General features: G+C 42.8%; 24 protein-coding genes. 4 read left to right on the top strand and 20 right to left on the bottom strand.

All coding sequences use genetic code 11. The annotated features are described in order from the left end of the window. Window positions 1-462: 462 nt before the first annotated feature. Window positions 463-756, bottom strand: a complete 294-nt coding sequence (locus tag EDC56_RS18275) for a hypothetical protein (protein WP_123714040.1) — start codon at window positions 754-756, stop codon at window positions 463-465. A gap of 236 nt (window positions 757-992) precedes the next feature. On the opposite strand from EDC56_RS18275, the gene EDC56_RS18270 reads away from it, so the two are divergent. The 3 genes from EDC56_RS18270 to EDC56_RS18260 are packed head-to-tail and all read left to right on the top strand — an operon-like array spanning window position 993 to window position 3793. Continuing rightward, window positions 993-2159 carry a 3-oxoacyl-[acyl-carrier-protein] synthase III C-terminal domain-containing protein gene (locus tag EDC56_RS18270; protein ID WP_123714039.1) on the top strand — a complete coding sequence of 389 codons (1167 nt, stop codon included), beginning with the start codon at window positions 993-995 and terminating at the stop codon, window positions 2157-2159. A 25-nt stretch (window positions 2160-2184) separates the two neighbouring features. Beyond that, window positions 2185-2934 (top strand): hypothetical protein, encoded by a 750-nt coding sequence (locus EDC56_RS18265; RefSeq protein WP_123714038.1) that lies wholly within the window; start codon window positions 2185-2187, stop codon window positions 2932-2934. Between the two features lie 10 nt (window positions 2935-2944). Then, window positions 2945-3793 carry a DUF6999 family protein gene (locus EDC56_RS18260; protein ID WP_123714037.1) on the top strand — a complete coding sequence of 283 codons (849 nt, stop codon included), beginning with the start codon at window positions 2945-2947 and terminating at the stop codon, window positions 3791-3793. A 70-nt stretch (window positions 3794-3863) separates the two neighbouring features. Here EDC56_RS18260 and EDC56_RS18255 read toward each other — a convergent pair whose 3' ends face one another. The 16 genes from EDC56_RS18255 to EDC56_RS20020 all read right to left on the bottom strand — a co-directional run bounded on the left by EDC56_RS18255 (window position 3864) and on the right by EDC56_RS20020 (window position 14039). Further along, entirely contained in the window at window positions 3864-4490 is a 627-nt protein-coding gene (locus tag EDC56_RS18255; RefSeq protein WP_123714036.1) for a GNAT family N-acetyltransferase, read from the bottom strand. A 116-nt stretch (window positions 4491-4606) separates the two neighbouring features. Continuing rightward, a complete protein-coding gene (locus tag EDC56_RS19520; RefSeq protein ID WP_148059461.1) occupies window positions 4607-5029 on the bottom strand; it encodes a hypothetical protein in 423 nt (140 codons plus the stop codon). Window positions 5030-5161: 132 nt separating this feature from the next. Further along, window positions 5162-5632 (bottom strand): GNAT family N-acetyltransferase, encoded by a 471-nt coding sequence (locus EDC56_RS18250; RefSeq protein ID WP_123714035.1) that lies wholly within the window; start codon window positions 5630-5632, stop codon window positions 5162-5164. Window positions 5633-5704: 72 nt separating this feature from the next. Beyond that, window positions 5705-6040, bottom strand: a complete 336-nt coding sequence (locus EDC56_RS20150; RefSeq protein ID WP_425452471.1) for a tautomerase family protein — start codon at window positions 6038-6040, stop codon at window positions 5705-5707. Between the two features lie 421 nt (window positions 6041-6461). Beyond that, a complete protein-coding gene (locus EDC56_RS18240) occupies window positions 6462-7073 on the bottom strand; it encodes a DUF998 domain-containing protein (RefSeq protein WP_123714088.1) in 612 nt (203 codons plus the stop codon). Between the two features lie 117 nt (window positions 7074-7190). Next, window positions 7191-7880, bottom strand: coding sequence for an aspartate/glutamate racemase family protein (locus tag EDC56_RS18235; protein ID WP_123714033.1), 690 nt, complete (start codon window positions 7878-7880; stop codon window positions 7191-7193). Between the two features lie 113 nt (window positions 7881-7993). Further along, window positions 7994-8548 (bottom strand): hypothetical protein, encoded by a 555-nt coding sequence (locus EDC56_RS18230; RefSeq protein WP_148059460.1) that lies wholly within the window; start codon window positions 8546-8548, stop codon window positions 7994-7996. Then, the gene (locus EDC56_RS19710; protein WP_162844242.1) at window positions 8545-8691 is read right to left on the bottom strand and encodes a hypothetical protein; all 147 of its coding nucleotides are present in this window, start codon (window positions 8689-8691) and stop codon (window positions 8545-8547) included. Before EDC56_RS19710 ends, EDC56_RS18230 begins: the two co-directional genes overlap by 4 nt. Window positions 8692-8967: 276 nt before the next feature. Next, on the bottom strand, window positions 8968-9498 hold the full coding sequence (locus EDC56_RS18225; protein ID WP_123714031.1) for a hypothetical protein: 531 nt from the start codon (window positions 9496-9498) through the stop codon (window positions 8968-8970). 490 nt (window positions 9499-9988) lie between these two features. Then, on the bottom strand, window positions 9989-10258 hold the full coding sequence (locus tag EDC56_RS18215) for a hypothetical protein (protein WP_123714029.1): 270 nt from the start codon (window positions 10256-10258) through the stop codon (window positions 9989-9991). 359 nt (window positions 10259-10617) lie between these two features. Then, window positions 10618-11214, bottom strand: coding sequence for a hypothetical protein (locus tag EDC56_RS18210; protein ID WP_123714028.1), 597 nt, complete (start codon window positions 11212-11214; stop codon window positions 10618-10620). A gap of 135 nt (window positions 11215-11349) precedes the next feature. Continuing rightward, window positions 11350-12396 carry a DUF2167 domain-containing protein gene (locus tag EDC56_RS18205; RefSeq protein ID WP_211333759.1) on the bottom strand — a complete coding sequence of 349 codons (1047 nt, stop codon included), beginning with the start codon at window positions 12394-12396 and terminating at the stop codon, window positions 11350-11352. A 245-nt stretch (window positions 12397-12641) separates the two neighbouring features. Further along, window positions 12642-12860: a DUF7336 domain-containing protein gene (locus tag EDC56_RS18200; protein WP_123714027.1), complete on the bottom strand. Its 219-nt coding sequence runs from the start codon at window positions 12858-12860 to the stop codon at window positions 12642-12644. 121 nt (window positions 12861-12981) lie between these two features. Next, a complete protein-coding gene (locus tag EDC56_RS18195; RefSeq protein WP_123714026.1) occupies window positions 12982-13311 on the bottom strand; it encodes a DHCW motif cupin fold protein in 330 nt (109 codons plus the stop codon). Window positions 13312-13445: 134 nt separating this feature from the next. Further along, complete coding sequence (locus tag EDC56_RS18190) at window positions 13446-13901, bottom strand: GNAT family N-acetyltransferase (protein WP_123714025.1); 456 nt, start codon at window positions 13899-13901, stop codon at window positions 13446-13448. Window positions 13902-13907: 6 nt separating this feature from the next. Continuing rightward, window positions 13908-14039, bottom strand: a complete 132-nt coding sequence (locus tag EDC56_RS20020) for a hypothetical protein (RefSeq protein ID WP_281273381.1) — start codon at window positions 14037-14039, stop codon at window positions 13908-13910. Window positions 14040-14792: 753 nt separating this feature from the next. On the opposite strand from EDC56_RS20020, the gene EDC56_RS18185 reads away from it, so the two are divergent. After that, window positions 14793-16793, top strand: coding sequence for an acyltransferase family protein (locus tag EDC56_RS18185; RefSeq protein WP_211333758.1), 2001 nt, complete (start codon window positions 14793-14795; stop codon window positions 16791-16793). Window positions 16794-17087: 294 nt separating this feature from the next. On the opposite strand, the gene EDC56_RS18180 is transcribed toward EDC56_RS18185, so the two are convergent. From EDC56_RS18180 to EDC56_RS19705, 3 genes are all read right to left on the bottom strand, one after another. Further along, complete coding sequence (locus tag EDC56_RS18180; RefSeq protein ID WP_123714023.1) at window positions 17088-17390, bottom strand: hypothetical protein; 303 nt, start codon at window positions 17388-17390, stop codon at window positions 17088-17090. Continuing rightward, window positions 17387-17515 carry a hypothetical protein gene (locus tag EDC56_RS20015; protein ID WP_281273380.1) on the bottom strand — a complete coding sequence of 43 codons (129 nt, stop codon included), beginning with the start codon at window positions 17513-17515 and terminating at the stop codon, window positions 17387-17389. Before EDC56_RS20015 ends, EDC56_RS18180 begins: the two co-directional genes overlap by 4 nt. Window positions 17516-17667: 152 nt before the next feature. Beyond that, window positions 17668-17808: a hypothetical protein gene (locus tag EDC56_RS19705; protein ID WP_162844241.1), complete on the bottom strand. Its 141-nt coding sequence runs from the start codon at window positions 17806-17808 to the stop codon at window positions 17668-17670. Window positions 17809-18080 lie beyond the last annotated feature (272 nt).

Genomic DNA, 18080 nt, shown 5'->3' with positions numbered 1-18080 from the left:
CGGTTGCGCTTGCTTGGTTTAGGTAAGAATACTTCACGGTTACTAAATGAGGAGTGATGTATTGCCCAATAGATAAGCACAGTCCATAGAGGGCCGAGAAATGGAGCACACAACGCCCAAAATCGAGGAGATGTATTTAAAAATAGCTTCGGGAGTTTTTTAGCATCGATGTAGATAAATGGGGCGATGAAAAGTCCAAGAAAAAAGGGCATTCCATAGCTCATCAAAACTGACGACACTTGAAATGTTTGCATTATTAGGTCCATATTATTTTACTCATAACGCCGCCAACCGTAGTCCACCCAGCTTTGCTGGCGATGCTGCTTGGTCTTGGTACACCTGTACTGATCGTGAAGTAAGCCCATGCTAACTGCCGCTAAGCCGTATTGTTAATTATTTGAGGGGTACAGTACCGTACTAGGTGCGTTATGGGAAGTTACAAGTGACTGATAGCTTGATGTATTAACTACGATTAGGGCGAGCGCTGGCCGTTGGTTGGTAGATAGACTGATGCAAAATGGCCTTGTTAGAGTTTTCTGAAATACCAAAGTGCTCCGCTAATGCCCCCAAATCCTGATAAATAGTAGATTTATATAAATGCATTGATTTACTGATAGCCTCAAGAAGCGGGCCAGCGATATTACTTTTCATATGTTCGTAATCAGCTGATGGCATAGTTACAAGCACTAATAATATAGGAATAACGCTAACCAGTAATTCTTCTGAATATATAGAGATACGGTAAGCAGCCTGCATTATTAGTGAATTTGTCGTATGGAGCGAAGATCTTTACCTTATTTACTTCTCAACTAACGATAAAAAAATGGATCTATAAAGATAACGATAAGCATCAAGATATTCGCTTAAATTTTTGAAGGGAGTTGGATGCTTTATGAGCGATTGTGAGAATCCCCCTTCAATCGTGCAGCTTTGGCACATATCTTGATTACTAAAATCCTACTTAATCTAACGATAACAGGGAGCGTATCACTATGAGCATTTACACACCCTCTAATGCCTATATTACAGCGACAGGCGAATTCTTACCCGGTGAAGTGATTGATAATGATCATATGGAGGCGGTACTCGGCTTGGTCAATGACCAGCCCAGTCGCTTTCGTCGACGAATATTGCAGTCGAATGGCATTAAACAACGGCATTATGCGCTTGACGCATCAGGTCAACCGACGCACATGACGGAGGAGCTGGCTGCCTTGGCCATCCAGCAAGCTATTTCCTATGCCAGCATTACGCTGGAGGACGTTCAGATGCTATCGGTTGGCACCACAATACCTGATCTGTTAGCACCCGGCATTGCATCAATGGTTCATGGTCGCATCAAGGGTGGGCCAATGGATATACTCAGCTGCGCAGGTATTTGTGGCTCAGGTGCTGCTGCATTCAAAGCGGCTGCCATGAGTGTCATTAGTGGCCAACATAAAGCGGCAATAAGCTGTGGCACCGAACGTCCTTCGGTCATTATGCAAGGGAAACGTTTCAGCAAAGAAAGTACTCTCGATCGTACCGATAGTCGTCTTAGTGAAACCTATAACTATTTTAGTGCAGATTTCCTTCGCTGGATGCTCTCTGATGGTGCGGGTGCCTTCGTTATTCAAGATACCCCCAACGATGGACGCCCTTCGTTAAAAATAGAGTGGATCGAAACCACCTCGTATGCGCACGAGCTTCCTACGTGCATGTACATGGGGACAACCAACCCTAATCAGCCAGGCATTGGCAACACGTGGTTGCATCAAGACTCCTTGGGAGAGGTCGATAATTTAGGGCTACTCCTCCTTCGGCAAGACACCAAATTATTGGGCGAGAATATTGTGCGCATCGTCACCGATTTTGCGAAAACGTTAGCTAAGCAAGGTAAGCTAATTGCCGACGAAGTCGATTGGTTTTTGCCGCATATCAGCTCTTTTTTCTTTCAAGAAAAACTCTTTGATGCCTATGCCGAGCAAGGCATACCTATTGCTAAAGAAAAATGGTTCACCAATTTAGAAACTAAAGGCAATACCGGTGCCGCCAGTATGTACATTATGCTGCATGCACTGCTGTATAGCGATCAGATTAAAAAAGGCGAGAAAGTCGTCATGATGATACCTGAATCTGCTCGCTTTTCTGTCACTTATGCACAACTCACCGTCGTCTAACCCATCGAACAATTAAGGATATCCTATGCAACTCCCTTCGTTAACCAGTGATCTATCGCTTGATGCACTACTAGCTCAAAGCCCCTTACAAGCACGCCTTGAAGATGCGGGGGAAATTCCTCAGTGGCTCGGCCGTGCATTGGCTGATGTTTGGTATGGCTTTCATCAGCAATTATGTAACACGCCCATTGTTCAAGCCATCGAGTCGACACAGATCACGGTGGAAGAATACCAAGCCTATTTGCTCAATATGCGCGAACAAGTCAGTCAAGGTGGTCGGTGGATTTCTCAGGCGGCAGCATCCATGGAAAATAGCCATGTGCTTTTACGCAGTGCGCTGATCCGCCATGCCGCGGAAGAGCATCAGGACTTCCTGATGCTTGAAAAAGATTTTCTGCGCACTGGTGGAGACGAACAACGGTTGAATAATGGACTGCTGAATATCGGTAGCCAAGCCTTATCGGCGTTTATTTTTCATGAAGCCAGCAAACCCAATCCCGTGGGTATTTTTGGTGCCACCTTCATCATTGAAGGCTTAGGATCGCACAAAGCAGCTGGATGGTCCTCTGCTATCCAAGCAAGCCTCGATATCGGCAAAGAAGCCACCAGCTTTCTGTATTACCACGGCGTGGCCGATGAAGATCATTATGAAAACCTGATTAAAATATTAACCTCACCCTTCATGACGGCTGAAGCTGCCATTGAGACCCGCCGTATCGCTAAAGTTGTTGGCCGTTTATACGCGCTGCAACTGGCTGAAATTAATAATTACTAAGGAATAAACTATGCGGGATCGTAAAAACCCACAATTTTTTGAGGCCATTAATAATGATCCTCACTTGTCCTTAAGCAGTTACGATCGCCAACTGTATGAAAAGGACATGAGTCGTCGGTCGGTTCGCATCCTGCTACCGCTGGTACGCCTCGTGATGATCGTGTCTATTGCGTTATTGCGTATGGTAAAACGACTGCTGCCGTTTACGATCAAATCACACGGCTTATTAAACCGCTTGGGGGTGTGGTTTATGGCGAACTTTATCTCCAAAGAGGCCTTGGAATACATTATCCGTCATTTCCAGTTGGAATCGGCATTAATTAATTTTGTCGCCAGCAATTGCCAATCCGATGCCGTCATACCGGTGACCTTAATGCCGACACACGTGTCGCAATTGGGGGATGTCGATGGCATGAATGCCATCGTGCTTCATGACATCAATATTTACAATCATGTGATTGATACCGGCGCCTCAGCTGATGTGCGAGTTGATCAACAACTGCCGTTGGAGGCCATTGACTTTTCGGCATTAACGATACCCGCCATTGATGTTGAACCGCATCGTCGACGGCTGTTAAATTTGGATATAGAAACCGCGTCTTACATCATGATTTTCTTTTTAGTGTTGTTTTTAAGCGATGAAGAAGCCGAGCGTGCCGCATTATCGCTCCAGCTTGATGAAAGTTTGATGGCCAGCTTATCCAAACTAACCGGTAACCCTAGCTTTCAACGCCTTTCGGCTTACCCCTTTATGCACCATATTCGCTATCAAACGGATGTCGTGAATGATTTACGCCACCACATGATGAGCATTGACTATGCCTACCATCAATGTCTCGCGATGAAGCCATCACCCTAGGTAGTGTCACGAAGGGTAGGGTGGTGTGAGTATGATTATAAAATGGGGTTTTTAGTGCTATAACGTCCAACTAACCGGTGAGGTTTGCTGACACGTTGTTTTGCGTGTTTTTGCAAAACGTGAGGCCGTAAGCCGAATCCGTGTTCAGTTGCTTGTTATAGCTCGATTTCACTAAACCATACACCTCACTATCTGTGATATTTCCATTAACGATCCAACGTTCCTTGAGTAGGCCTTCAACCTTGAAGCCATGTTTCTTCAGTAGCGCCGATGATGCTACATTATCAGGATCTATGTCAGCTTCTAATCTATTCAATTTCAAGTGTTCAAAACAGAAATGTATTAGAGCTCCAAATGATTCTGCCATTAGTCCCTTCCGCCAGAATAAACTTGATAAGATATAGCCAACCTCAGCTCTTTTGGATTCAGCATAAACATTAAACAAGTTTAATGTCCCGACGAGTTCCCCCGACTCTTTTAAAATAATAGCCAGTAAAAGTGAGCTCCCAGAATCAAAGTTATTAATTGCTGATTTAACTAGTTCAGTCGCTTGTGATTCATTTTCAAAAGGAATGCTGCTCCAATACTCCATAGCTTTAGGGTCTGAATAAATTTTATATAAGCTACGGCTATCACTCTCTTTTACTAAACGTATTAAAACTCTTTCGGTTTCTAGATGAACAGTATCAAATTTCATTGATGACCCTAATTAGAGCTAGAACGCCGGCAGTACAGGCGAGCGAAACGTAGTGTAGCGAGTCCAAGCCGCGCTGTTTTCGGCTGACTGTGATTGGCCTGTTATTGTGCAACACATTACCCTCCTATTGGGTGGTATTGAATAGAAACACCATAAGCGTCATTTCGATTGCTTCTTGATATATGCTCTTTAGGAAGATAGATAGCTAACGATTTTGCATCCAGCCAAACGGGCTGAATAGGCACTGGGTAATAATTCCCCGCTTTATTTTTCATCTCGACATCAACTAACACTTCAGATCTATTCGGGTTAGACAATTCATAAAGTACCACTCGGGTAGTTCCCCCTGACAAAGTACAAGTTCGAAACTCAAGGGTTAGCTCTAGCTGCCTATCGGGTGAAACAAGTTTCTTCTCATTAGCCCTATCGCAGATATTATTTGAGCTTAATGGGGCGGTAATTAACTGTGACAATATGCTTACAAAAACATACAAGCCAAAAGCAGTGAAAATTCCAAGGAATATTTTATTTCGCTTCACTATTGAGCCTCATCTGCACTATAATTCCGTGATTAATCTGCGTATTTTGTGGAGCGCTTTTGTATGCGATACTGAGCGCAGCGAATAGCATATAAAGGAGCGGAGCAAAATACGTCGGCTTGAATACACTTGTTAGAGATTTACACTTAGCTTTTTAGTATAGAACTTACTATATGGATCTAGCTTGTATTCACCAAAAGGTGGGCATTCAACAAAACCATGCATTTCATACATGGTTATTGCTGGATTAAAGGCTTCATTACTACCTGTTTCCAAGCTGATTTCGCCGTATGAGCGCTTTCTTGCTTCAGTAATGATCTCAGATAATAGCCTTGCTCCAATACCTTTTCGCAGATGATTTTCATCTGTTTTCATTGATTTGATCTCGCCTACGCTTGAATATAGCTCTTTAAGCGCACCACAGCCAACCAGCTCATTATTGATGCGGGCTGACCAAAAGGTGACAGAGGGATCTTTCAGTTTTTCGGGATCTATAGCATGCACGCTTTCAGCCGGAGAATGCTTATACATTTCCTGTATATGAGTATTGAGCAATCTCTCAATTGCACCATCTGAAAGATCGTCTTTCTGTATTTGAATCATCACACTTCTCCTTGATTACCTAACGCCTCGAACAGCGGCCGGAGGTCCGTTGCTGCGTCTTGTTATAGCGCACTAGACTTCTACCTCAAATCCTAGATCTATGTCACACGCAGCATAACCGCCTCGAACGCCCCAGTTGTCTAGGGTTATTTCTCGTAACATTATCTTTACGTGATTATTTGGTATACCGAAAGGCTTAAGGTTCTTCACGATTGTTTGGTAAAGTGATCTCTTCGCATCGAGACTTCTCCCTGCAATGCAATCGATACTTATGTGAGTCACGTATTCCGGTTTTTCACGATCAGGCGGGCACTCGAATCGATGCGCTTTATGAACGATTAACCGTACATGCCGATCAGTTGGCTTAATTTTGAAGCTAGAACGTAAAGCCGAATGAACTGCCTCCATGATTCCTGATTCTTCCTCTTCCGAATATTCTCTTCGGACTTCAATTAGTACACTAGGCATGAATTCCTTCCTGAGTTATAGCGCCGCCAACAACAGCTGATCGTGCGAAGTCCAGCCAGCTTTGCTGATTGTGAAGTAAGTCCATGCTAACTGCCGCTAAGCCGTGTTGTTAATTATTTGAGAGATACAATACCGTACTAATGGCTGGATGGGAAGTTACAAGTAGCTGATAAATGAAGAATTCACGACGATTACGGGAAGTAGTGGGCGTTGGCAGAGAGGCTGGTGTTAGTATGATTAGAGAGTGGAGCTTTTAGCGCTATAACGCTGCAATATAGGGCGTATAAATGCTTGGCTAAAATTAGCGAAGAATGAGCGCCAGCCAAGCTTTAGACTTCCCATAGACAACTGTCTTGTTAGTTTACATTTGCACCAATATTAGCGAAAAAATACTTAGCCAAATTAGCTTAATCCAATAGGAAATACGTTGATAGTAGCCAGTTAGTTTCTGTTTTTTAAGGCCTTGATACATTTTTAATAGGTAATAGGTCGATAAAAAAACAATAGCAATTGAGGTTGCTCTAAACCAGAAAGGGATATAAATTGACTCTGGACTGAAAGCTATGAATATTGGTGCGATTAAAAGTGCTAAGAGCATAATTAAGCCAGCCCAAGAGTGAATTTTGCAATTTAGTGTTGGTGACTTAGTGTATGGATCTTTATCCATAGGGAAATAACCTGCAGCCCAAGTGCCAATACCGTGAATAATAATTAAAATTCCAGAAATAGTGATAGCGATATTTGAGTCATCAAGTTGAACTATTGCCCACCCGAATAAGCAGAATATGAAACCTAAGGGATAGTTATTTATTGCTGGTGATATTTTTTCAGTTGGACTGCCAGCTGCGCCTAATTCACTACAGAATTGATTTGCGTGATCGTAATGAGGATAGAATCTAGCAGCAATATATACGCCGATTGTAATCCAAATAGTTGCAATCAGCCCTGATAACATAGCGATACTTTCTAACAACATCATACTCCTTGTGTAAACTAACGCCCACAGCTGCAGGCGGTGTGGTGTGGAAGCTACTTTTCGGCACTTTGCAAAGCGGATGACGCACCATACCGCTCCGACAGCCTGTGATTGTTATATTGCATATTTCACAGCACTTTCAGCATGTATTTCTGTGGTGTCGAATAACCTAGTATTTGTATCGCCTTGATTAACTAGCATTCCAATTTCTGTGCATCCAAGAATTACCGCATCAGCGCCTTGATTAGACAGCGATTCAATTATACGGAGATACTCGTCCTTTGATTTTTTACGCACATCCCCCAGGCAAAGCTCCTGATAAATTACGTTATGGACAATTAAAATGTCTTCTTGATTGGGAGTTAGAACATTGAGACCATAGCGCTCTTTTAACCGCCCCTTATAGAAATCCTGCTCCATTGTAAATGCAGTACCAAGCAACCCTACGGTTTGAATACCTTCACCTACAAGAACCTCTGCAGTCGCATCAGCTATGTGAAGCAACGGGATGTCGATCGCCTCTTCTATTTGCGGAGAAACCTTGTGCATTGTGTTTGTGCAAATGAGTAAGAAATCAGCACCGGCAGATTCAACTTTTTGAGCCGCATCAGAAAGTATTTTTGCCGTAGCTTCCCAATCTCCTTCATGCTGCATATGCTCTATCTGTGCAAAATCCACACTGTACATGGCTATCTTGGCTGAATGTAACCCTCCGAGGCGTTTCTTAACCCCTTCATTGATAGCTCGATAGTAATCGGCCGTACTCTCCCAGCTCATACCACCCAAAAGACCTACTGTTTTCATGATACCTCTGCATTCTCCATTGCAATATAACGTCCAAAGCAGCGGCTTATTCTGCGTCTTTAGAGCGAAGCGACAGCATAATAAGTCCTACTGGCTTGGCTTGTTACATTTCTCTATTTTAAACCTATTCCCGCAATAACTGCTGCTATAGCAATACCAATAACTACTTTACCCCAACCGGTATTATGCCACGCCGGGTCATTATTGGTTGCGTTACTTATTACAACATCTATGCTTGCGGACTCACTCAATGTATCTAGTCCTGCATCTTTTCGCATTTCACGTAGAGCTAGTTCTTTTTCGATTTCTGCTTTAAGTTCATAGAATTTAGATCTTAAAGCGCGATAATCGGTTATGAATAATGCGCAAATACCAAAGACTACGACCGGAGGAATAATAACTTTATAGAACGACAGAATATCTCTTCCTTCAAATGGTATTGCCGGTATCACTTCCCAAAGGTTGCTTATGGGAAATATCCATGTTTTAGCAAGCAGCCATTTAATACCTGAATTTATACTCTCAGCAAGCGAGAAACTACTTCCATCAGTCCAAAAGTAAATTCCTTTAATACACGTCATCAAAAAATAGACAACAGCTAAGAAAGCGACGATATAAGCCAATCTAGATCGCTTTTTTGATTTTTTGAGTTTATCCGTAAATCTCAATCAATCCTCCTTAAGCGGATAGAAATGTAACGCCGCCAACAGCGGCTGAGCGTAGTGAAGTCCAGCCAGCATTTCTGGCGATGCTGATTGGTCTTCTTATAGCTTGGCTTGGTGCACTGTTGCCGATTGTGAAGTAAGTCCATGCTAACTGCCGCTAAGCCGTGTTGTTAATTATTTGAGAGATACAGTATCGCACTTATGGTTGGATGGAAAGTTACAAGTGGCTGATAGCTGTAAGAATTTACGGAGATGAGGAGAGTAGTCCAGTTGGGAGGTAGGTTGTTGTGAGTATGATTAGATAATGGGGCTTTTAGCGCTATAACGCCGGAATTACCCGCCGGAGGTAACTGGCGACTTTTGTGTTCCGCACAAAAGGTGACAGGTGCCGGCGGTCGGGTGCATGCCCTTGTTATGCGGGCCTACTTACACACCTCAATAACATCAAATTTTCCATCCAAATAGTTAGCGCTATCAAGAGGCAAGCTCATTACAAAGGTGCTATCTTCATCAAGCACTAAGACAAGCCTATTTTTGGAAATTTCATTTGTTACAGAAGCAACAGATTTAACTAGTTGTTGATCATCTAAGTAAGAGTGATCAAAAGTCCATTCATACTGTTTTTTACCAGTATCAACGGTTACTCTCTCAGTACCTGAACCATCGTTATATTCAGACGTTGTTGCAAAACCACCAAATGATTTATCGACTATTTTTAAGAGGGACTTAACCAACCCTTCATAGCTTCCATCTTCAAGAGCCCACTCTCCAAGATGCATCGTTCTATCTTCATTGTTCTCTTCAATTGCGTAGAACAATCCCGAGTCGAATTCTCTTTCTAGACCGAGTTCTATCTCGTCCACGCTAGGGAATTCGTTTCGATCTACATTAATACCATCTTTTTCAAGCAATCCATGTAGCTTGTCTAAGTATTCATCGGTTACGTAAGTCATTATTAACTCCTTTTTTTAATAGTTTAAAATTTCGCATAACGCCGTGCGCACAGGCTGCCGAAGGCAGTCCAGCCCGAAGGGCGATTGTGCCGCACCTTGTTATGTGTGCGAACGGATTTAGTGAGTTTATTTAGCATTAGTAGTAGTAGCAGTGCATGATTTTATACGTTGTAAGTCATTCTTGATTATTTTGGGCAACACAACAATTGGTGTTATTAAAATCAGCAAAGCGTCATTAAAATATGCCCACTGCCCGAAAACGAAAATCAGGGCTAAAGTAAGTATCCATTTAGACGCCAGGTAAGAATACAGCCACTTAGGTTCAGCTAGTTTCTTGCTGAGGCTCCAAATCATTGAATCTATATACAACTTAGCTTGAGTTAACATTTATTTCCTGTAGTACACATAACGTTGAGAGCCGCGGCGCGTTTATGCGTCCGCTGACTTAACTTGTTATGAGTATAAGGCACGTACTAACGAATCTCCGGGTTTAGAATGAACTGAAAATCGAAGCAATCGCTTCGAAGATAGTGCTAATGCCTTCCATGAACATTTCAAATACTCCAGATACGCACTCCGCCAACGTATCTCCCGTCATTACAGCGGGAGCCGTCAGACCACCAAACGCGGCGACCGCAACAAGACCAGTAAAAAGGTTTGTACCGGCAACAAGAAGAATCACGACACAGACTATTAGAGTAAGAGAAGACACTGAAGCGAGAGCCTTCACTCCAATAGATTTTTCCTTTTTCTCACTCATAGTTTCACCTTACTCATAACGCTGCCAACAGCGGCAGAGCGTAGCGAAGTCCAGCCAGCTTTGCTGGTTGGCCTTGTTATAGCTGAGCTTGGTACATTGTTGCCGATTGTGAAGTAAGTCCATGCTAACTGCCGCTAAGCGTGTTGTTAATTATTTGAGAGATACAGTACCGCACTTATGGTTGGATGGAAAGTTACAAGTGGCTGATAGCTGTAGGGGGTTACGACGTTTATGATGCGGAGTAGGTGATGTGGATAGATGGCTGATATAAGCAAGATTAGAGCCTATCCAGACACCTACCTTCACCGTTTCTAAGCGAAACAGAGTTGAATATATACGACAAAATAGCGATAGATGTCTTAGTTATCGGTGAGACTCCCATGATACTCAATGTTTACTTTAGAAAACTTAAGGCCACTTGGTAACCGTAGACCGCTAACTACTGCGGGTGCTTTTGGTACTTTGGACTTGTGATCTATAGCTAACTCGTCAAATGGGATGTTAACGACGAAAGATATGCCGTTAGATGTTTCGCCATAAAGTGAATCTTGTGGCTCTGAAGCGTCATTTGTGCCATATATCGCGTAACTAGAGCCATTATGATTGACAGCAAGCCCTACAACAGAATCTGCGTAATTTGGATCATCTGGCCCCCAACCAAGAAACCAATAAGTAATATTTTGATGCATCCAATGACTCGTTGTACTTGGAAGCTTTATTACTGTCCATGGACCATTAGTTGAAACCTCAAAATCATAGAATATAGAAGGGCTCGGAGAACCAAGCTTTCCATGATCTTTAAGCTTCTTTATTGGCGACTTTAAAGAATTACCTTTTACAAGGACGTATCTTTCATAGTTTGCTTCTCTCATTTGCTTCGTAGTGCTATAGGCGACGATATCTGCTGAAGCAAGATTGGCGAAAAGTAGAGTTATTGTAAGTAGTATGTACTTCATTCTGATTCCATTAAAACCGCTAACACCGCTAACACCGCTAACACCGCTAACACCGCTAACACCGCTAACGCTTAGCTCACCGGAAAAATGCGAGCGCAGCGAGTATTTTGTCCGGTGGAGCTACTTGTTAGCAGTTTACGCACTTTCTTTTGTCCCTGTGTACTTACCCTTAATCCATTTCCAGATGAAGATGAATGGGATGAAAATAAGGAACCAGAATTTTTTTGCAAAGATTGCAAGCAAGGCCAGCAGACCTGCACTAGTTTTTGCCGCAGCCTTACCTGTTATTAGTTTGTATGCCAGCGCTCCTGCCCCAACTGCCGCCACTGTATCTGTGCCCGGAACGAAATCAGCGTACTTTGAGCCTTCGTCATATTGATAAGCAGCTAAAGAGGGGGATAGTGACGCTTGTGCATTGGCGAATTGATTCGGATTGCCCATCCATACTATTTCGGCAAAACCCTTACGGCCTAGTTTCATTGCTTTTGCATTTACAATAGAGGCACCTTCACTTGTGTGACCGGATATTGCCCAATATACAATTGCGTTCGCTTTATCGAGATACGGTTCTTGAGCCCACCCATCAACATATAATTTGGGATAGCCTTTTTCCTTTATTTTATTTGCAGCTTCAGTGCTCTTTTGAATTTTTTTCAGTAATTCATTCTTATCTATATGTTCCTCCCAATCATCCATTTTTACATACCCAATATCATGGTATGTGAAAAGCACCTGTGTATCTTGGCTAGGGCCTTCAACTCGAACGATTAATGCATCTGGCTTGAAACCGTCATGCCCCTCAGAAATACGCATATATTCATGCGCCTCTTTGCCTTTGACTAAATATTCCTCGGAAGTTGTAGTGACAGAGGCATTAGAGCCGACCAATTGATATTTTCCAGGTTCTACCTGCCAGTCGAGAGCTTGGATTTGCTCAATCATAGCATTTTCATCCAACGCTGCTGCTTGTGTTGCTACTACGGTAATCAGAGCCGCAAAAACCCATCGTAGGTAACTCGTGCTACCGTAACTCTTCAACATGACTTTGTTCTCCTTTTTTACTGCTAACGCCTGCCAACAGCGGCTGAGCATAGCGAAGTCCAGCCAGCTTTGCTGGCAATGCTGATTGGCCTTGTTATAGCTGGGCTTGGTACATTCTTGATGATTGTGAAGTAAGTCCATGCTAACTGCCGCTAAGCGTGTTGTTAATTATTTGAGAGATACAGTATCGCACTTATGGTTGGATGGAAAGTTACAAGTGGCTGATAGCTGTAAGTATTTACGACGGTAAAGGGGAGTGATGGGTATTGGAAGAGAGGCTGTGTCAGTATGATTAGAGAGTGGGGCTTTTAGCGCTATAACGCCTAAATAAGCGGCGAAGTGCGTAGCACTTTGTCGCGCTTGATTGCCTTGTTATATGCCGGTGGTTATTCACCTGCGTAACCCTCTTGCCAAAACGATTGGCCTAGCTTGCACTTGTCTATATTGAAGCCTTGGGGGTATTTTTCAAAACCAGAAACTCCTTTTAGTTTTTCAACTACCTTCAATGCTTCTGCCTCGGATTTGTAGATGCCAATAGTCTTAGTGCTTTCTTCACCTTCACTATAAATATGAGTATGTTCTAAAAGGTATACGTACTCCATCATGATCCCTTAGGCATATAACGCCCGGAGCTGCGGAAAAGTAGGGTGGCGGCCGTTTTGCGCCCTTTGCAAAACGGATGACGCGCAACTTTTTCCGACAGCCTGCGATTGTTATGTGCTGACATTAATCTACTACGAACAATTTGGCACCATCCTTAGTTGAGGAGCGATGAGGCTCTGCGTCGTCTGCGACTTGGTAACTCATGCCCGGAGTAAGAACAAACTCACGGCCGTCATCGAGCTCAGTGTGTAACTCACCTTCTAGGCAAAACAAGATATGTCCTTTTGAACACCAATGGTCGGCAAGGTAGCCGGGGGTATACTCAACCATGCGAACTCTAAGTTCTCCAAAGTTTCTTGTTCTCCAATATGCCTTACCCGTTTCACCTGGATGTTCTGTTCGTTCAACATCATTCCAGTCTGTAGTACCAAAGGGCAATTTTTCAATTTTCATCACATATCCTATCTGATGATACGTACGGTATTAGTGGGCACATAACGCCGCAAACAACTGCATAGCAAGCTGGTGCGACTTTGTGCGGTACGCACAAAGCGTGACAGTTTGCGGAGTCAGATTGCTTTGCCTGGTTATGAGACATTACGACTCATGACTATATTTGCTCGAGAGTACATTGGGTGCTGCCCCTCAAAAATAGTGTTAAAGCCATATTTTTTGTAAAGCTCAATTGCTGGTTTAAGTTTGGTATTTGATACTAAATATACTCTTTTTGCGCCGATCTCACTAAGTTTAGATAATGCTGCCTCAATGAGCTTATTACCATAACCTTTTCCTTGGCTATAAGGTGAAACAGCCATTCGAGCAAGTTCAAATACCCCATCTTCTTCATAGAATAGTGAGCAGACGCCATGAACACGATCATTCGATGCCAAGCTAAAAATATAACCACCGTCTTCAATTATTTTAAATGGATTTTCAGCTAAAGCATGATCAGCTGCTTCGAGTTCAAAATACGTAGTTATCCATTCTTCATTTAAGTGAATAAAATCATCTAGGAATTCTTTCTGATTCTCTAACACTTCCATATCTATCTACAACTCCTTCTCATAACGCTGCCAACAGCGGCAGAGTGTAGCGAAGTCCAGCCAGCTTTGCTGGCGGTGCTGATTGGCCTTGTTATAGCTGGGCTTGGTACATTGTTGCCGATTGTGAAGTAAGTCCATGCTAACTGCCGCTAAGCCGTGTTGTTAATTATTTGAACGATAGAGTACCGTACTAATGGCTGTATGAAAAGCGGTAAGTTGCTGATCAAGAGAGGATTTACGACGATTGCGGAGAGTGGGGGGAGGCTCTTATGAGTATGATTAGTGAGTGGAGCTTTTAGCGCTATAACGCCACTGTTTACGGGTGCCAGCGAGTGGTTTGGGTGTGGTGTAAGCGCAGTGACTACAAACCAGGATGTGAGCTGGAACTCCGAAACACAGCCTTGTTATGTCTGCCACCCTGCAAGCTAAGACTACCTACAGCTGCTAACACCGCGTTTATTATTGTTAACCCAGGCTACCGCATCACAAGCCCAATGCAAAACCACAAGCCACTGACATCCCTATGGGTTGCCTCCAGCTAACCTCGAACTTCTGGCAACAGCCAGCGCAAGAGACTAGAGAGGAATAGCGATGGGTGTCCACAGCCAAACAACCCCCATCCTACTGATAAGCATAAGCTTCACAGGATAAATAATGATGGGTGGCTTAGTTTTTATCATAACGCCTGTGACCCGCCTCTTCAGGAGAGGTTGAGTTGCTGGTGCGGCTAAGACCGGGGTGGCTTGTTACGAGGGGCGTAGGAATATAGCGTTTCCGGGTTATTGGTGTTGTGTATGGGCTTCATACGACGACCAGAAGCACTGTGCTTCGATCTGAAAACTTGGCACTGACATCAAAATGATTTACAGTGGGTGTTTTTGGTGATTTATCTTGCATTATCGGAAAGAGTTAGACGGTTTACGAGCAATAGCAATTGTAGCTGTAATTATTTATCACGCACATATGACATTTTTTGGTACCCATATATTAAAGGGTGGTTTTTTTGGTGTTGATGTTTTCTTCGTTCTTTCCGGCTATCTAATCACAGGGATTATACGTAGCCAAATGGATAAAGGCTCTTTTTCATTCCTTGATTTCTATTGGCGAAGAGCAAAAAGAATTGTCCCTGCATTATTAGCTATGTTAGTAGTTACCTCGGTAATAGCTTACCTAATACTATTGCCCGATGATTTAGTTACTTACGCGAACTCACTTAAGTCAACGCTATACTTTGGCTCAAACTATTTCTTTTACGGCGAAGATAGTTATGTTTCAGATAGTAGTAGTTACAAGCCACTGCTTCATACCTGGAGCCTGGCAGTAGAGTGGCAATTTTACATTGTATTCCCTGTTATTATTTTCTTTACAAACCGATTCTTTAAAAAGTATTTGTTTGAAATCTTGCTCGCTCTTACATTGATCTCGTTGCAGTATGCAAATTTTTCTGTCAAAGAAAACCCCGACATGGCGTTTTACCTGCTTCCTGCAAGAGCCTGGGAACTTATATTAGGTGGATTAGTTACGTTTTATGATCGAGATCAGCTTGATAAATTGAAGTATTCGAAATTCGAAAACCCGCTTCTTCGATCGCTCCCAATCCTGGGGTTATCCCTTATTTCCTATAGTATATTGTTTATTGGCGACGATGTTAGTCATCCATCATTTATAACCCTCATACCTGTGCTTGGGACCTGCTTGTTTATTATGTTTGCGCGTAAGGGGGAAATTGCTACTGACTTTTTATCGATGAAAGTCATGGTTTTAATTGGTTTGATATCCTACCCATTATATCTTTGGCATCAACCTATATTTGTTTTCTTTCGATTTATAAAGCAGGAGCCGTTTAGGTATCACGATCTACTGCTACTCATATGCCTGTCAACTTTTTTATCTGTAATTACCTATAAGTTTATCGAATCTAAGTATCGGATAAAGAAAGTCAGCTTAGTTAAAAAAGGTGGCTTAATAGCCGCCTGTGCGGCATGTTTCTCTTTTGCTTATGCTGCCGATATCACTAATGGCTTCCCCGGCCGTTTAAGCGGTATTGTGAAGAGCTCATTTAGTAGCTATAAGACTCTGGAGTGGTCAAAAATGAGAGATAGCAAAAATGTTGGCGTGACATATTCTGGCAAAAAACGAATAAAATGCGATTCTCGGACTGTTGATTCGGCATGTAAGTTTGGCAATGGCGATTGGGTTACAATTGGTGATAGCTATGCTGGCCAATTGGATTGGGGATTAAAAGAGCGGTTGGATAAATCTGGTCAAGGTTTAATTTCCTATACCCGACAGCAATGCCCATTTGTCAGCCCTGATATCTTTATTGGCAGTCGCGCAAACTGTGTATACGAAAACATAGACCGCTTAGATGCCATCAGCAAATTTAAAGGTAAAAAGAAAATAATTGTCGCCGCATTCTATGAGCAATTTTACAGATCAAAACAAGCTCTTAAGAATCCGATCAAGTCGGCATCAGACAAGATTATACGTGGCAAAAAACTAAAACCAAGTATTGTATGGCAAAGTTATGCCGACAACATAAACGCTCTTCTAGATAATGGTCATGAGGTATATGTTGTTTATCCTGTCCCAAGTCCAGGGGTAGATGTTAAAAAGCTCTTGTTTTCTCAATTAATATATGAAAAACATGGGCTTGAAACCCAATATAGCAAAGGCAATAAAGCATTTGAGCGAGCAAATAAGCTGTCGATGGAACTAGATGTGTTCTTGAAGGATCGTCCAGGACTACACAAAATATATCCTAGAGATATTTTTTGCGATGAAAATAAACAGTGCCAAATAATTAACGAAACTGGTGGGTTGTATAATCATAAAGGGCATTTAAGTTATTCTGGAGTCCAGATGGTTTTAGATAAAATCATCAGCAAGTAATCCACCTCTACTTATTGGCCTCATAGTTATTGTGATCGTGACAGCATGATCACAATAATTAACACGGAAATAATTATTAACCTCCGCTTTTCGCGCTCTAAGCTTAATGGTGCTGGTGAATTAGAGTAGGTGGCTTAGTTATTCTTGTTAGATTTAAGATTTGACAGTGGAGCTAGGACTATTGCAGTTTCTCGTTTCATATTGAGTTATAACGCCCAAATAAAGGGCCGGAGCGCAGCGACGGTCCAGCCCACGTGTTTTTGTGGGCGTTCTTTGACTTGCTTGTTATAGGTTTTATGCCCATAAATATTCGACACTATTTCCTTTTACAAAAGACATTGCTAAGCCTGTTTTTTCTACGAAGTACTCAACATTATTGTTATTAACTCCAAGAGCTGGAATTGAAAACAGTTTTGTACCGCTAGCCCACACATAGATAATATTGTGAGTACCAGAAAATTGAAGGAATTTTGCTTCTCCAATACTCCTCGCCAAGTCTTGAATAGTAAAGTTTTCTTTCAATTCAACATTTAAGCTCAATGGCCCAAGTGAGTCGTCTTGGGCGCAACAAGCTTGTCTAATTACGTTGATATTCATAGTGACCTATAACGCCGCCAACAGCGGCTGAGCGTAGCGAAGTCCAGCCAGCTTTGCTGGCGATGCTGCTTGGCCTTGTTATAGCTGGGCTTGGTACATTGTTGCTGATTGTGAAGTAAGTCCATGCTAACTGCTGCTAAGCCGTGTTGTTAATTATTTGAGGGTTACAGTACCGTACTAACGGCTGGATGGAAAGTTACAAGTGGCTGATAGCTGTAAGAATTTACGACGATTACGGGGAGTTGTGGGTGTTGGAAGAGAGACTATGTGAGTATGATTAGAGAGTGGAGCTTTTAGCGCTATAACGCCGCCAACAGCGGATGAGCGTAGCGAAGTCCAGCCAGCTTTGCTGGCGATGCTGATTGGCCTTGTTATAGCTGGGCTTGGTACATTGTTGCTGATTGTGAAGTAAGTCCATGCTAACTGCCGCTAAGCCGTGTTGTTAATTATTTGAGAGATACAGTACCGTACTAATGGTCGGATGGAAAGTTACAAGTGGCTGATAGCTGTAAGAATTTACGACGATTACGGGGAGTTGTGGGTGTTGGAAGAGAGACTATGTGAGTATGATTAGAGAGTGGAGCTTTTAGCGCTATAACGCCGCGCACAACCGCCGGAGGTCGGCTTGCTGCGCCTTGTTATGGCTTACCATACCCTAACCTCTCTAATCGTTCAGCTACTTGTTCTCGA

The organism is Sinobacterium caligoides (genome assembly GCF_003752585.1).
In the GTDB taxonomy this organism is placed as follows: Bacteria; Pseudomonadota; Gammaproteobacteria; order Pseudomonadales; family Sinobacteriaceae; genus Sinobacterium; species Sinobacterium caligoides.
Note: the sequence above shows the minus strand (reverse complement) of the source record. Positions and strands in the feature narration are given on the sequence as shown.